14 protein-coding genes are annotated in these 14,451 nt (G+C 67.8%); 7 read left to right on the forward strand and 7 right to left on the reverse strand.

The window, feature by feature from the left end:
* The 3 genes from moaC to lexA all read left to right on the forward strand — a co-directional run.
* Nucleotides 1-358: cyclic pyranopterin monophosphate synthase MoaC (moaC, locus tag JWM94_RS02820; protein WP_299421324.1), on the forward strand; the 358-nt coding region annotated here is incomplete at its 5' end.
* Nucleotides 355-1,539: a gephyrin-like molybdotransferase Glp gene (glp, locus tag JWM94_RS02825; protein ID WP_299421329.1), complete on the forward strand. Its 1,185-nt coding sequence runs from the start codon at nucleotides 355-357 to the stop codon at nucleotides 1,537-1,539. The genes moaC and glp, both read left to right, overlap by 4 nt.
* 55 nt (nucleotides 1,540-1,594) lie before the next feature.
* A complete protein-coding gene (gene lexA / locus JWM94_RS02830; protein WP_299421333.1) occupies nucleotides 1,595-2,257 on the forward strand; it encodes a transcriptional repressor LexA in 663 nt (220 codons plus the stop codon).
* Here the strand turns inward: lexA and JWM94_RS02835 are convergent.
* Nucleotides 2,248-2,889 (reverse strand): 2OG-Fe(II) oxygenase, encoded by a 642-nt coding sequence (locus JWM94_RS02835; RefSeq protein WP_299421336.1) that lies wholly within the window; start codon nucleotides 2,887-2,889, stop codon nucleotides 2,248-2,250. The two genes, lexA and JWM94_RS02835, sit on opposite strands and share 10 nt — an antisense overlap.
* The gene (locus tag JWM94_RS02840) at nucleotides 2,886-5,237 is read right to left on the reverse strand and encodes a ComEC/Rec2 family competence protein (RefSeq protein ID WP_299421340.1); all 2,352 of its coding nucleotides are present in this window, start codon (nucleotides 5,235-5,237) and stop codon (nucleotides 2,886-2,888) included. Before JWM94_RS02840 ends, JWM94_RS02835 begins: the two co-directional genes overlap by 4 nt.
* Nucleotides 5,238-5,265: 28 nt before the next feature.
* Between JWM94_RS02840 and gltX the strand changes: the two genes are divergently transcribed.
* The 3 genes from gltX to JWM94_RS02855 are packed head-to-tail and all read left to right on the forward strand — an operon-like array spanning nucleotide 5,266 to nucleotide 8,193.
* On the forward strand, nucleotides 5,266-6,699 hold the full coding sequence (gltX, locus tag JWM94_RS02845; protein WP_299421344.1) for a glutamate--tRNA ligase: 1,434 nt from the start codon (nucleotides 5,266-5,268) through the stop codon (nucleotides 6,697-6,699).
* A 19-nt stretch (nucleotides 6,700-6,718) separates the two neighbouring features.
* Nucleotides 6,719-7,996 (forward strand): citrate synthase, encoded by a 1,278-nt coding sequence (locus JWM94_RS02850; RefSeq protein ID WP_299421348.1) that lies wholly within the window; start codon nucleotides 6,719-6,721, stop codon nucleotides 7,994-7,996.
* Nucleotides 7,996-8,193 (forward strand): hypothetical protein, encoded by a 198-nt coding sequence (locus JWM94_RS02855; protein WP_299421351.1) that lies wholly within the window; start codon nucleotides 7,996-7,998, stop codon nucleotides 8,191-8,193. Before JWM94_RS02850 ends, JWM94_RS02855 begins: the two co-directional genes overlap by 1 nt.
* A gap of 158 nt (nucleotides 8,194-8,351) precedes the next feature.
* Here the strand turns inward: JWM94_RS02855 and JWM94_RS02860 are convergent, their stop codons facing one another.
* The 4 genes from JWM94_RS02860 to JWM94_RS02875 are packed head-to-tail and all read right to left on the reverse strand — an operon-like array spanning nucleotide 8,352 to nucleotide 12,325.
* Nucleotides 8,352-9,704: a HAMP domain-containing sensor histidine kinase gene (locus JWM94_RS02860; protein WP_299421354.1), complete on the reverse strand. Its 1,353-nt coding sequence runs from the start codon at nucleotides 9,702-9,704 to the stop codon at nucleotides 8,352-8,354.
* Nucleotides 9,701-10,768, reverse strand: coding sequence for a DUF2336 domain-containing protein (locus JWM94_RS02865; protein ID WP_299421358.1), 1,068 nt, complete (start codon nucleotides 10,766-10,768; stop codon nucleotides 9,701-9,703). Before JWM94_RS02865 ends, JWM94_RS02860 begins: the two co-directional genes overlap by 4 nt.
* Nucleotides 10,769-10,816: 48 nt before the next feature.
* Entirely contained in the window at nucleotides 10,817-11,995 is a 1,179-nt protein-coding gene (locus JWM94_RS02870; protein WP_299421360.1) for a hypothetical protein, read from the reverse strand.
* 39 nt (nucleotides 11,996-12,034) lie between these two features.
* Nucleotides 12,035-12,325, reverse strand: coding sequence for an Hpt domain-containing protein (locus JWM94_RS02875; RefSeq protein WP_299421363.1), 291 nt, complete (start codon nucleotides 12,323-12,325; stop codon nucleotides 12,035-12,037).
* Between the two features lie 82 nt (nucleotides 12,326-12,407).
* Between JWM94_RS02875 and JWM94_RS02880 the strand changes: the two genes are divergently transcribed.
* On the forward strand, nucleotides 12,408-14,183 hold the full coding sequence (locus JWM94_RS02880; RefSeq protein WP_299421365.1) for a hypothetical protein: 1,776 nt from the start codon (nucleotides 12,408-12,410) through the stop codon (nucleotides 14,181-14,183).
* Here the strand turns inward: JWM94_RS02880 and JWM94_RS02885 are convergent.
* Nucleotides 14,180-14,449 (reverse strand): DUF1467 family protein, encoded by a 270-nt coding sequence (locus JWM94_RS02885; RefSeq protein WP_299421369.1) that lies wholly within the window; start codon nucleotides 14,447-14,449, stop codon nucleotides 14,180-14,182. The two genes, JWM94_RS02880 and JWM94_RS02885, sit on opposite strands and share 4 nt — an antisense overlap.
* Nucleotides 14,450-14,451 lie beyond the last annotated feature (2 nt).

Here is a 14,451-nt window from a genome sequence, read left to right on the forward strand (position 1 = left end):
CGAGACCACCGCTGCCGTTGCCAATCGCGAGGTGAAGAAGGGCGATGTCCTCGCCGTCGCCCGTGTCGCCGGCATCATGGCCGCGAAGAAGACGGCCGATTTGATCCCGCTGTGCCATCCGCTGCCGATCGCCGCCGTCTCGATCGATCTGGTGCTGGAGGACGCTGCGATCCGCTGCACCGCGACCGTTTCCACCACCTACTCCACCGGTATCGAGATGGAGGCGATGACCGCCGTCTCGGTCGCGTTGCTGACGATCTACGACATGGCCAAGGCGCTCGATCGCGGCATGACGATCGGCGGGGTGCGCCTGCTCGCCAAATCGGGTGGGCGATCCGGCGATTGGCGGGCGGCATGACGTTGCTGGCGGTGGCCGAAGCGCAGGCGCGCATCCTCGCGCTCGCCCGGCCGCTACCCGAGGAAACCGTCCCGCTCCTCGCTGCCGCCGGCCGCTTCGCCGCGCGGGAGGTGACGGCGCTGCGCACGCAGCCTGCCGCCGATCTTTCGGCGATGGACGGCTATGCGATCCGCTTCGCCGACCTGCCGGGGCCGTGGCGCGTGGTCGGCGAAAGTGCGGCAGGGCGCGCCTTTGCGGGATCGGTCGGCGCCGGAGAGGCGGCGCGGATCTTTACCGGCGCGGCGATGCCCGAGGGGGCGGACACCGTGCTCGTTCAGGAGGAAGCGAGCCGCGAAGGCGACCACATGACGCTTACCGGTGAAGGCCCGCCGGGGCTCGGGCGCAATGTGCGGCGCAAGGGACTCGATTTCTCGACCGGCGACACGCTGATCGCGCGCGGTACGCGAATGAGTCCGGCGCGCATCGCACTAGCGGCGACCGGCTGCCATGGGACGGTCGCGGTCAACCGCCGGGTGCGCGTCGCGGTCATGGCGACCGGCGACGAACTGATCGCGCCTGGCAGCAATTCGACCGATCCGCTCGCGCTGCCCGAGGGCAATAGCGCGATGCTGGCCGCGATGCTCGCCGACCTGCCGGTCGACGTGACCATGCTCGGCATCATCCCCGACCGGCTCGACACGCTGACCGCCGCGTTCGCCGGCGCGCGGGCCGACATCATCGTCACCACCGGCGGCGCGTCGGTCGGTGACCACGACCTCGTCCGCCCCGCGCTCGAGGCGGCGGGCGGGGCGATCGATTTCTGGCGGATCGCGCTGCGGCCGGGCAAGCCGATGCTCGCCGGGCGGCTCGGCGAGGCGGTCGTGCTCGGGCTGCCGGGCAATCCGGTGTCGGCGTTCGTCACCGCGACTTTGTTCCTGCGCCCCTTGATCGCCGCGATGGCCAGTGCCGCCGATCCCCTCCCCAGGCGCCTGACCGCGACGCTCGGCGAGCCGCTTCCCGCCAACGACCATCGCGAGGATTATCTGCGCGCCACGATCGCCGATGGCCGCGCCTTCGTCGCCGCGATTCAGGACAGTTCGATGCTGGCGACGCTGGCGCGGGCCGACTGCCTGATCATCCGCGAACCCCATGCCGCGGCGGCGCAAAAGGGCGAGCAAGTGGAGATCGTTACGCTCGCTTGACTTCAGGCATTATGTTCCATATTGGTTCCGCGTCTGTTCTGGACGGAGGAACATCATGCTCACGAAGAAGCAGCACGAACTCATCTGCTTCATCAACGATCGGCTCGCCGAAACCGGGGTGTCGCCATCGTTCGAGGAAATGAAGGACGCGCTCGACCTCAAGTCGAAATCGGGGGTGCACCGCCTGATCTCGGCGCTCGAGGAACGCCAGTTCCTGCGCCGCCTGCCCAATCGCGCACGCGCGCTGGAGGTGCTCAAGGTGCCCGAACGCGCCGAAAAGCGCGGTGCGGTGCCCAAGCCGAACAATTTCCGCCCCTTGCCCGAACCCGCCAACGACGTGATCGAGATCCCGTTGCACGGCCGCATCGCCGCCGGCGTTCCGATCGAGGCGTTCGAGAGCTCGGCGATGCTGGCGGTGCCCGCCGCGCTGCTCGGCAATGGCGAGCATTACGCGCTTGAGGTGTCGGGCGATTCGATGGTCGAGGCCGGTATTCTCGACGGCGATTACGCGCTGATCCGCCGCACCGACGTGGCGCGCGACGGGGAGATCGTCGTGGCGCTGATCGAGGAAAATGAGGCGACGCTCAAATATTTCCGCCGCGAAGGCGCGATGGTCCGGCTCGACCCGGCCAACCGCGCCTACGACCCGCAGCGGTATCGCCCGGCGCAGGTGCGCGTGCAGGGCCGGCTGGCCGGGCTATTGCGGCGTTACGATTGAGATTGCGCGGGCGCGGTCTTACCCTTCGACCGCGCCCAGCAATTGATCGAGAAGCGCGAGTCCGTGAACGCGCCCGATGGGCAGATCGTCGGCCGGACTTCATGCGGTACCCACGATGGAAACGCCACGAGCCGATTCTGAGCAGGCTCGACGTCGGCAAACACCGATTTCGACGCCAGCGAGAACAGCCGCAGCGCGCCACCGGTGAACGCCTTGGGCTCGACGTGAAAATAATAGACCATGCTGACCAACCGCGTCCCCCGGCCCTCGCGCGGGCCCATCTTGGTATCGATATGCGTGCGGTAGAAATCGCCGTCATTGTTCGCGACGAGCTCGAGTTCGAACCGCGACACGGGGAACGGCTTTATGCCCAGCTCGGCGAGCAGTCCGGGCAACAGCGCGGTCACATATCCCTCGATCCGGTCGCGCCACGCATCGAGCATGCGCCGCGGCAACGTGCGCGACGAGCGATAGTCGGGCGTCAATCCGGCCTGGCCGAGCTTCGACAAGCCGAAATCCACTTCGTGCGCGAGCGTAAAGTCGAGCAAATCGGCTAGGTCGCCGGTCCGCAACACGCCGTCGCGGACCGCGTACGGGGACACGCGTTCAAGCGGGTTGATCGGAGCGTTCATGGTCCCTTGTCGCCAATCGGGCGGCGATACGCCAGCCCCGGATCGGCGCCAAATTTCGTCGGCGCGCGCATCATCCACGGGTGCTGGTCGCCGGGCGCCCGCACGGTGACGATCCGCCCGCTCGACAGCGCGATCGCCACACCGCCGGTCTTGCGCAGCGTCGGGGCATCGAGCTTGAGCCAGCGCGGCGTGCAAGTGCGTGGCAAGCGGCGATCGCTGACGACGATATCGGCGCTGCGGCACGCCGCGCTCAGTTGCTCGATCGGCAGTTGATAAAGACTCCGCGTCGCCAGGACGCGAAAGCCGCGGCCACCTGAGTTGATCACCGCCAGGCAAGCGTCGCGGCTGCACTGCGCGAACGGTTGCTCGGACAGCAGCAAGGCTTCGCCATCGACCCCGGCATTTTCCGCCATCGTGTCGCGGGCATAGTCGCCGGCCTTGTCGCGCAACATCGCAATGCCGCCGCCGGGCGTGCGCACGGCGAGATGCTGGCCGTCGCCCGATACGAGCAAGTCCGGCGCAGGAGTCGCCAGCGCCCAGACCGCCCCGGCCGCAAACGGCACGATCCCGGCCAACCGCACGCGCGTCCGCCACAGTGCGAACCACAATCCGCCCGCGATCATCAGTCCGTACGCGCCGCCCGGCATAGCCGGGAGCATCGCCAGCGATCCGGGCGCGCCCGACGCGGTATGGGCGATCCACAGCAACAGCGCGAGCGCCTTGCCCGTCATCCACCAGAATGGCGCGCCAAGCCCGATGGCGTCGAACGCCAGCGCCAGCGCCTCTGCCGGCATGATGACGAAGGTCGTCAGCGGGATCGCGACGATATTGGCGAACGCGCCGTACAGCCCGCTCTTGTGGAAATGATACAGCGCGATCGGTGCCAGCGCGGCCTCGACGACGAGCCCCGTGAGCAGCAACGATCCCAATTCGCGCGCCACCTTGCGCCGCCACGCCTCGTCGCGCTTGAGAAACCAGCCGCGCACCGTCGGCTGCTCGTGCAACGCCACGATCGCCGCGACCGCCGCGAACGACAATTGGAAGCTCGGCCCCATCAGCGCTTCGGGCCACAGCAGCATGACGATAAATGCCCCCGCCGCGACCAGTCGCAGCGTGATCGCCTCGCGCCCCATCGACAGCGCGATCAGCACCAGCAAAGCGGCGACGCATGATCGCATCGTCGGCACTTGGTTACCCGTCAGCATGGTGTAGCCGATCGCCGCCAAGGCGCCGACCCCGGCTGCGACCACCGGCACGCGCACGCGCAAAGCAACCGACGGGAAGAAGGCGAGCAGCCGCGTGACCAGCAGGATCGTCATCGCGACCGCCGCGGTGATGTGCAGCCCGCTGACCGAGAGCAAATGCGCCAGCCCCGAGCGCCGCATCGCGTCCGAATCCTCCTGGCTGATCGCGCCTTCATCGCCCGCCGCCAGCGCCGCCGCAATTCCGCCCGCGCTGCCGGGCAACTGCAACTCGATATGCGCGGCGAGGCGCGCGCGAAGCCCGTTCGATGCCGCGCCCGGCGTCAGCACCGTTACCGGCGCAATTCCCTTCCCCGTCGCACCGAGCCGGTCGAACCATGCGACCCGGCGGAAGTCGTAGGCACCAGGGACCGTCGCCTCGTTGGGCGGCATCAGCCGGGCCTGGAGCTTGATCGTTGCGCCGAGGCCGAGATTGGCGGGCATGTCGGCTTGCGCGAGGTTGACGCGGATGTGCGGCGGTAGGGTGATGGGCGGCCTTTGCTCGCCGCCCCTCCCACATTCCACGCCTCCCCGGCGCAGGCCGGGGCCCAGTTGCGAGCGGCTGGTTGGCGGACGCTCAGCGTCGTAACATCCTCCGTCCCGACTGGGGCCCGGCCTGCGCCGGGGAAGCGTTGAAGGTGAGGCGTCAGGCTCGACCGACAACGGCGCCAACCGCAGCCGCACCAACTCTCGCGCCGGCAACGGTTCGACCCCCTCGACCCGCGCGGTCATCGTCACGATCGCGGGTCGCGCCAATACCGGCGCGGCAACGTCGCTCGCGCGCCACCACGCGAGCCCAATCCCCAGCGCCGCCGCCGCCGCACCGATTGCCAGCGCTCGCCCTGCCCTCCCGTGCCGGCCAATCGCGACTGCCGCGAGCGCGACCGCCGCAAGGCCGCACATAGCCGCGATCCACTGCGCCGGGTCGGGCAACACGAACCACGCAACGATCCCCGACCCTAACGCTACCGGCAGCCACAACGGCAATTGGTCGCGCTCGGCCTCCAGCCAGATCTCGAATGCATCGCGCGCACGCCTGACCGACGCGGCCTGCGTTTGAAGCCGCGAAACCAGCGTGCTAGGGGCCCCCTCGGCGGTCGTCGCCATCGTAACTCCAGCTTGGGAGCACGCGCGGTTGAGCGCAAGTTCTGATCCCGGATCGCCCGCCGGCGCATCCGACACGCCCGTCGTCACCCGGTTCGCGCCCTCGCCGACCGGCTATCTGCACATCGGCGGCGCGCGCACTGCGTTGTTCAACCTGTTGTTTGCGCGCCATCATGGCGGCAAATTCCTGCTGCGGATCGAGGATACCGACCGCGCGCGCTCGACCCAACCGGCGATCGACGCGATCCTCGACGGGATGCGCTGGCTCGGGCTCGATTGGGACGGTGGCGAGATCTATCAATTCGCGCGCGCCGGCCGCCATGCCGCGGTCGCGATGGAGATGGTCGAAAAGGGCGCGGCATACCGCTGCTATCTGACTCAGGACGAACTCGCCCGGATGCGGGCCGAGGCCGAGGCCGCAAAGAAGCCGTTGCGCATCCGCTCGCCGTGGCGCGACAAATTGGCGAACGAACCCGACGCCCCACACGTCATCCGCCTCAAGGCACCGACCGAGGGCGCGACGACGATCGAAGACCGCGTTCAGGGATCGGTCACCGTCCAGAACGCCGAGATCGACGACCTCGTCCTGCTGCGGTCGGACGGCACGCCGACCTATATGCTCGCGGTGGTGGTCGACGATCACGACATGGGCGTGACTCACGTCATCCGCGGCGACGATCATCTCAACAACGCCTTCCGCCAATTGCCGATCTACCGCGCGATGGGCTGGGCGGAGCCGGTCTACGCGCACATCCCGCTGATCCATGGGTCGGACGGCGCGAAACTGTCGAAACGCCACGGCGCGCTCGGGGTCGATGCCTATCGCGACGAACTCGGCCTGTTGCCCGAAGCGGTCGATAATTACCTTCTCCGGCTCGGCTGGGGTCATGGCGACGACGAGATCATCAGCCGCGAGCAGGCAATCGAATGGTTCGACCTTGCGGGCGTCGGCAAATCGCCAAGCCGGTTCGATCTGAAGAAACTGGAGAACCTCAACGGGCATTATATTCGCGAAGCCGACGATGGCCGGCTGGCCGATCTGGTGGCCGCCTGGCTACCCTTCAAATTGGACGCTACGCAGCACGATTTGTTGCGCCGCACCATGCCATTTCTCAAACCGCGCGCCGCAAATCTGATCGACTTGGCGGAGGGAAGCACGTTTTTGTTCGCGACGCGCCCACTTCCAATCGACGCAGATGCAGCACCCTTGCTCGACGGCGACGCACCCGCCCTTCTTGCCGGCGTTCACGCCGCGCTTGACGCCACCGACGGCTGGGATACGGAGGCTCTCGAACAAGCGGTTCGGCACGTCGCCGAGGACGCCGGGGTGAAACTGGGCCAGGTCGCGCAGCCGTTGCGGGCGGCGCTGACGGGTAAGCGTACCTCGCCCGGCATCTTCGACGTGCTCGTCGCGCTGGGCCGTACGGAAAGCCTGGGTCGCATCGCCGACCGCATGGCAGCGTAGAATTCGAAGGGAAGTTACGATGACCGACACGTCCAGCATCAAGCTCGGCAACCACGATTACACTGTCCTGTCGGGCACCGTCGGGCCCGAGGTCATCGACATCCGCAAGCTCTATGCCGACACCGGCATGTTCACGTACGACCCCGGCTTCACCTCGACCGCCAGTTGCGAAAGCGCGCTGACCTATATCGACGGCGATGAGGGCGTGCTGCTCCACCGCGGCTATCCGATCGGCCAGCTCGCCGAGGAATCGAGCTTCATGGAGGTCAGCTACCTGCTGTTGAACGGCGAACTGCCGTCGAAACAGGAACTCGCCAGCTTCTCGCACACGATCAGCCGCCACACGATGCTGCACGAACAGCTCGCGACCTTTTACCGCGGGTTCCGGCGTGACGCGCACCCGATGGCGATCATGTGCGGCGTGGTCGGCGCGCTCAGCGCTTTCTATCACGATTCGACCGAGATCCACGATCCGCGCCAGCGGATGATCGCGTCGCACCGCTTGATCGCCAAGATGCCGACGATCGCGGCGATGGCGTACAAATACAGCGTCGGGCAACCGTTCCTCTACCCCGACAACAGCCTGTCCTACACCGGCAATTTCCTGCGCATGACGTTTGGCGTGCCGGCCGAGCCGTACGAAGTGAACCCGGTGGTGGAAAAGGCGCTCGACCGCATCTTCATCCTCCACGCCGACCACGAACAGAACGCCTCGACCTCGACCGTGCGCCTCGCCGGATCGTCGGGCGCCAACCCGTTCGCGTGCATCGCGGCGGGGATCGCCTGCCTGTGGGGTCCCGCGCATGGCGGCGCCAACGAAGCCGCGCTCAACATGCTGCGCGAGATCGGCACGGTCGACCGCATTCCAGAGTTCATCGCCCGCGCCAAGGACAAGAACGACCCGTTCCGCCTGATGGGCTTCGGCCACCGCGTGTACAAGAATTACGATCCGCGCGCGACCGTGATGCAGAAGACCGTGCGCGAGGTGTTCGACGCGATGAAGGTCAGCGACCCGGTGTTCGACGTCGCACTGAAGCTCGAGGAAATGGCGCTCAACGACCCCTATTTTATCGACAAGAAACTGTTCCCCAACGTCGATTTCTACTCGGGCGTGATCCTGTCGGCGATCGGTTTCCCGACGACGATGTTTACCGCGTTGTTCGCGCTCGCCCGCACCGTCGGCTGGGTCGCGCAATGGAACGAGATGATCAGCGACCCCGCGCAGAAGATTGGCCGACCGCGCCAGCTTTACACCGGCCCGGTGCAGCGCGATTATGTCGCGGTGGAGAAACGCTGATGAACATCGTCAAGACCGCTTTGCTGATCGTCGGATTTCTCGCCGTCCTGATGGGACTGTTATGGATCGGACAGGGCTTGGGCGTCGTGCATTGGCCGGCGTCGAGCTTCATGCTCGACCAGCGTCCATGGGCACTACGCGGCGCCTTGCTCGCGGTGGTCGGCGTGGCGCTGATCATCTTCGCGCGGCGGCGCTGATCATGCTTGCGATGTAGGATTTCACGTGAGAGCGTTGTTCGCGCTCTTTCTCATCGTCGCATAAGCAGTTCGATCGTCCGACCACTGGTGTCGCGGCGAGGTAACAATCGATCGCTCGGCATTGCTTTTATTGCGCCGTTTACGGGAAATGTGGGAAGCTAAGCGCCCCTCTCCGGCAAGCTCAGCATGAACCTGGCGCCCTCGCCCGGTGCCGAATCGACGCTCAGGTCACCGCCCATCGCGCGCGCCAGGCGGCGGGCGATGTAGAGGCCCAAGCCGCTGCCCCCCGGTTCGGTCGGATCGACTCGTTCGAACTTGTCGAAGATGCGGGCCTGATCCTCGGGGGCGATGCCCTTTCCCTGATCGGCGACGATGATCACCGACGCCCCCCGGTCGCGGTGCGTGCGCACCCACACCATCCCGCCGTCGGGCGAATAACGCACCGCATTGCCGACCAGATTGACCAGGATTTGCAGCACGCGCTTGAACTCACCGGTTGCGGGCGCGGTATCCAGGTCTTGCGGCTTGTCGATGCGGACCCCGCGCTCGGCGGCGCGTACGCTGAGCAAGCCGGCGGCGCGGCGGCCGACATCGGCCAGGTCGATCGGATCGGCGGCGACCGCGAAGCCGGGCCGCTCGATCGCCTGGAGATCGACCAGATCGTCGACCAGTGCCATCAAATGCCGCCCCGCGCCGGCGATGTCGGCGGCATAGTCGATATAATCCTGGCGGATCGGCCCATCGGTCTGGGCGTTGATGCTGTCGGCGTTGGCGATGATCCGGCTGAGCGGCAGCCGCAGCGCGCGGTCGAGCCGCGCACCGAATGCTTCGGTCAGCGCCTCGCCATCGGGTTCGGCCGTAACGGGTGACACCGGCGCAGCCCGTGCCGCGCCGATATAGCCGGCGAATTTGCCGCCCGTATCGAGCCGGGGTCGCGCCGACAGCATTACGGTCGCGCCGGTCGAGCGGATCGTCGCGGGCTGATCGTCGAACGGGCCATGCGCCAGCAGCACCGCAAACATCGGCATCGCGCCGTGCTCGTCGGGTTTCGGCGTCATCAGCGAGTCGAGCGGCTGGCCGAGCAGGCCGGTGGGCTCGATGCCTTGCCGCGCGGCTTCGACCCCGATCGCGGTGAGGTGGAGCGTCGCGTCGGTTTCCCATGACCAATCGGCGCCCTGCAGCAGCAAATCGCGGTCGCGCCGCGCGGTGTCGGCGGGCGGGGTCCACGATGCCCGCACGCGCCAGCCACTGATCGCGAGGCGCACGCCGGTATCGGCCGGCGTGGCGACGACCCACAATTCGATTTCGTCCGGCCCGTCGGCGGCGAAAACATGGCGCGACACCGGGATGCCAAGCCGCTGCGCCAGCCGCGCCAGCACCGCGACCTGCGGCACCGCGAACGGCTGGCCGACTTGACCGCCCGCGCGCGCGTTGAGCTCGTCGAGGGCACGATCCGCCTCGACCAGCCGACCGTCGCCATCGACCAGACCATGTACCGGGTTGTCGCTCATCGCGCAGCCAATGCGGCAATCGCGGCACGAAAGTCATGGGGAAGCGCCAGCGGCGCCAGCGCAGCGCGCGCCTCGACGGGGCTGACCGCCGCGATCGCGTCGAGTTGGTCGGCGAACGCCTCGACATCATTGCTCAGCGCGAGCCCGATCCGGGCGATCGTCGCGCGATCGAGATCGGCCGCGCGCAGCGCCAGCCATAGCGGATCGCCGCCACCGACCACGACCTGCCGCGCGACCGCGAAATCGAGGCGGAGCGCCAGCGCCAGCAGCGCGACGAACAGCGCCACGTTGCGGTCGCCCAAAGCATGCGTCAGCAGCGCGGCCAGTTCGTCGGGTTGCGCGTCGATCGCGGTGGCGAGGCGCATCGCCGCGCCTTCCACCCGGTCGCTCTCGTCATGCGCGCCGAGCGCGCGGAGCGCGGCATCGGCCAACGCGCGGTCGGCGTCGGCGCCGGCCAGCTGCTCGTGGATTGCGGCGGCAACCCACCAGGTCAGGCGGTGGTGCAATTCGGCGGGTAGTTCGGTGTGGGTCAAGCGGCCCGTGTCGAGTAGCCCGCGCCGCCGCGCCGCCGCCGCCATCAGCGCCCGGGCGGCGCCGGCAACATGGCTATCGGCACTCGCCGTCAACCGCGCGAGCAGGCTGGCCGCCCCCGTTTCATCGGGCGTTGCGGCAGGCAACGTATCGGCGAGTAAATCCTGCCGCGTTCGCGCGATCAGTTCGCGCATCAGATCGGGATCGCGCAACAGGCCCGCGGCGGCCAGCCGGTCGTACACCGGATCGCCCTCGCTCAACCACCGCGCGCGGTCGCCGTCCCCCGCTGCGGTCAACGACCGCGCGACCTGGCGCCGCAAATCGCCCTCGACCACCGCGACCATTGCCGTCAGCGTGCCCGCCAGCACCGCCCGCGTGCGCTCGTCGAGCCGGGCGTCGTCGGGCATGTAAAAATCGTCGATCGTTTGGGCCAATCCGCGATCGGCGCGACCCAGCGAAGCCGCCGCGCGCGCGAGCAGCTGACTGGCGCTGCGGCGAGCGCCGTCGTCAATGTCGCCTCGGTCGATCGACATGGGCGGGATATAGCGACACCGTCGTTAAATTGCGGTTAGCCCTACGCATCAGCCAGCAATGCGGGTCCGCAGCCTTTCGATCGCATGTGCGAGCGTTGCGACCGCGTAGGCCGCCGCCACCGCTAGTCCGATCTGTGGCTGTCGCGCAATCGCCGCGGGCAACAGAATGAGGAGGTAGGCGGGGGGCGTCGCCCACCACAAATGCCGCTGCACCGAACCCGCCGCCCGCTCGGCCAGCGCACCAGCCACTATAACGGCCAGCGCGAGTAGCGGCGCGACCGCAGTGCCGGCGTCGAGCCCCGCCTGATGCCCGAACAGGATCGTCGCCAGCACGACACTCGCCGGCCCCAGCCACTTCACCGCGACGATCAGCCGCCGTTCGTCGCGCAGCCACGCCAGCACGTCGGTCAGCGCGAACAAGGCGAGCGCGACGACCACAGCCGCCAGACCGGATGCCGCCCAACCCATGAACAATACGGCCAGCCCGCCCAGGCTCGCCGCGACACCGACGGCCGCCAGCATGACCGCTGGCACACCGCGCGCGACGAGCGGCGGCAATGCCACACGCGCGAGCGGTGCGATCAGGAAGCGGTCGACCCAATTCGGGCGCGCGCCGAGCGCCGCGACCAAGGTCGCCCTGCCCTTCGCCGCCAGCGCGCGCGAATCGCGCTGGATGCCGTGCCCGTCGCGCACCGCGGCGTCGGGCAGCGCGACGCGTTCGGCGCCGCGCTGCGCCACCACGCGGAGCAACGACGAGGCGAAATCGTAATCGCTCGGCAATTTCGCGACCTCGGCGATGCGTTGCGGGTCGATCGTCGCGACGCCCGCCCATACCACGCCCGGCTCGATCCGCTCGAGCTCGTCGCCTTCGCCTGCGACCAGCAACGTGTCGTGATCGCGATCGCGCATCGCCTCGACGACGCCGCTGGTCGTGACGAGACCGTCGGCGAACCATACGACGCGCGCCAGCGGGTGCAGCTTGGCGATCGCCTCGCTGGGGTTGCGCACCGAATCGACGGCGACGCCGCGCCGCGACAATCGGTTGATCGCCCCGAGCAATTCGGGGGTCAGCCGCGACACGACGACGACAATCTGCGACGCCCCGGCCGCGATCAGCAGCCGCGCCTGAAACTCGATCAGCGTGACGCCGCCGATCGGCAACGTCGCCGCGAGCGTATCGTGGCGATCGGAAGCATCGGCAGTCGCGAACAGAAGCCCCGCAAGCATGCGCGGGCTGTTACGGGGAGTTTCGGCGTAACGCCAGTATTACAGGCGCGCGACCGCGCGGCGCAGCTTGCGCAGCATCTCCGCATCGTGCGGCACCGCCGCCGCTTCGGACGCCAGCGCCATCAGGCGGATCGCGCCGAAACTAGCCGCCAAACCCTTCAACCGTGCCGTGCCGAGCGCCCAGCCGGCATCATCGGTTGCGGCCTCGATCGTCGCGATCGCGCGCTCGGCGCTATCGACAAACGCCATGCGCAACTCCGCGATCAGCGCTGGTTCGTCACCGACGGCTGCCGCCAGGGTCGCGTCGATTGCTCCGGGATCATAGGCCATGAGCGTGTCATAACCGCCACGCCTTTAACGGATCGTTGCGTAATCGCTTTGATCTGCACCATTTCATGGTAAACAAAGCGTCATGAGCGGGGGTTCAACAATCGTCGATCTGCGCATGAGCGATGTCGAATTCGACACCTCGCCGGTCGCAGAGCATGTGGATTTCGATGCCACAGTACCGGCCGAAGACGCCGAAGAGCCGCTCTATCTCGACCAGTATGAATCGCCGCCAAGCGTTTGGGGCAAGGTGTTCGGCGCGGTCGCCTTCCTGCTCGCGGCGGCGTGGATCGGGTTCATCATTTGGTATGCCGGCCCCTCGGTACTCGCCAATCCGCAACCGATGGTGCTCGCGCAATTCGCCGCCGCGCTCGCTGCGCCGCCGGCCTGGATCGGCGTATTGTGGCTGATCGCGCTGCGGTCGAGCAAGGCGGAGGCGCAACGTTTCAACGCCACCGCGCGGTCGATGCGTGCGGAGGCCGATCACCTCCAGACCGTCATCGCCGCGATGGCCAACACGATCGAAGCCAACCGGCTAATGCTCGGCGACCAGATCACCTCGATGATGGCGGCGGCGAGCGGCATGGCCGAGCAGATCACGCAGGCCGGACAACAAGCCGCCGGGCTCGACGCGGCGGCGCGCACCGCGGAGGACAAGCTCAACGTCCTGCTCGCGACCCTGCCCCGGGCGCATGCCGAGACCGAGGCGCTGGGCGCGAAAATCGAAGCGACCGGGCTGACCGCCAGCGAACGTGCCGCGTCGCTCGATGCGCAACTCGTCGCGCTCGGCGAACGCGGGAAAGAGGCGGACGCGATCACCAGCGGTGCCGCCGAACGCCTCGCCGCCAATATCGCGCGGATGGAGGCGACCAGCGAGACCGCCGGTGCGCGGCTCGAAAGCGTCACCGCGACGATGTCCGAAACGGTCGACGGCTTGCTCGATCGCACCGCCAGCGCGGTCGATGAGGCGCGCAAGGGCATCACCGCGCAGGGCGACGCGATGGCGGCGATGCTGTCGGCCAATCAGGCGTCGCTCGACCGCACCGCGACCGACAGCACGACCGCTCTGGCCGAACGGATCGCTGCGATCGAAGCGGTGGTGAACCATGTCGGCGAGGTGCTGGGCAATGGGCAGGCGCAAGTCGACGCCATCGCGCGCTCGATCGAGGATTCGAGCGGCGCGGCGCAGCGCTTCGCGGGCGAAGCCGCGCCGCAATTGCTCGAAAGCCTGATGCGGATTCGGGACACCGCCAACGCCGCTGCGGATCACGCCCGCGAGGCGATCGGGCGGATCGTTCCCGAAGCCGGGAGCGCAATCGAGGCGGCGGGCAAGGAAGCTTTGGAGAAAAGCCTCGCCGCCATCGCCGACGCGCAAACCGCGGCGGCCACGTCCGCGACGGAGGCATCGGACAAGCTCAACAAGCAGATGGTCGCGATCGCCGATGCGTCGGGGCATATCGAAGCGCGACTCGCCGACACAAGCGAGGCGGACGGGTTTGCGCGGCGCGTGTCGACGCTGATCGAATCGCTCAATTCGGCCGCGATCGATTTGGCTGCGATCTACGCCAGCGACGTGCCCGACACATCATGGGCCGCGTATCTCAAGGGCGACCGCGGCGCATTCACCCGCCGGGCGGTCAAGCTGCTCGACACCGGCGACATGCGCGCGATCGCGCAAGCGTATGAGAATGACGAAACGCTTCGAGATCAGATCAACCGCTACATCCACGATTTCGAAGCGATGCTGCGCGCGGTGCTGGCGCAACGCGATAGCGCGCCGATCGGCGTGACATTGCTGTCGTCGGACATGGGCAAGCTCTACGTCGCGCTAGCCCAGGCGATCGAACGGCTGCGCGCCTAGTCCAGCCGCCCGAACAGGTCGAGCATCTTCGGGGTGACCCAGCCGAACTCGTAATTCGCCACGAACAACGCCCACAATATCGTCGCGACGATCGTCACGCGGATCGCGATGCGGCGGGCGTCGAAGACATGCGGCGCGCTCTCAGCCTGGCCGGGAACATACTCGCCCTCCGCCTCGTGCGTCGTGCGGACGCCGAACGGCAGGACGAGAAACACCGAGAACGACCAGAAAAGAAAGTAGATCGCGACCAACGAGGTCCAGCGCATCG

It is taken from the genome of Sphingomonas bacterium, from assembly GCF_028289855.1.
GTDB lineage: Bacteria > Pseudomonadota > Alphaproteobacteria > Sphingomonadales > Sphingomonadaceae > Sphingomonas.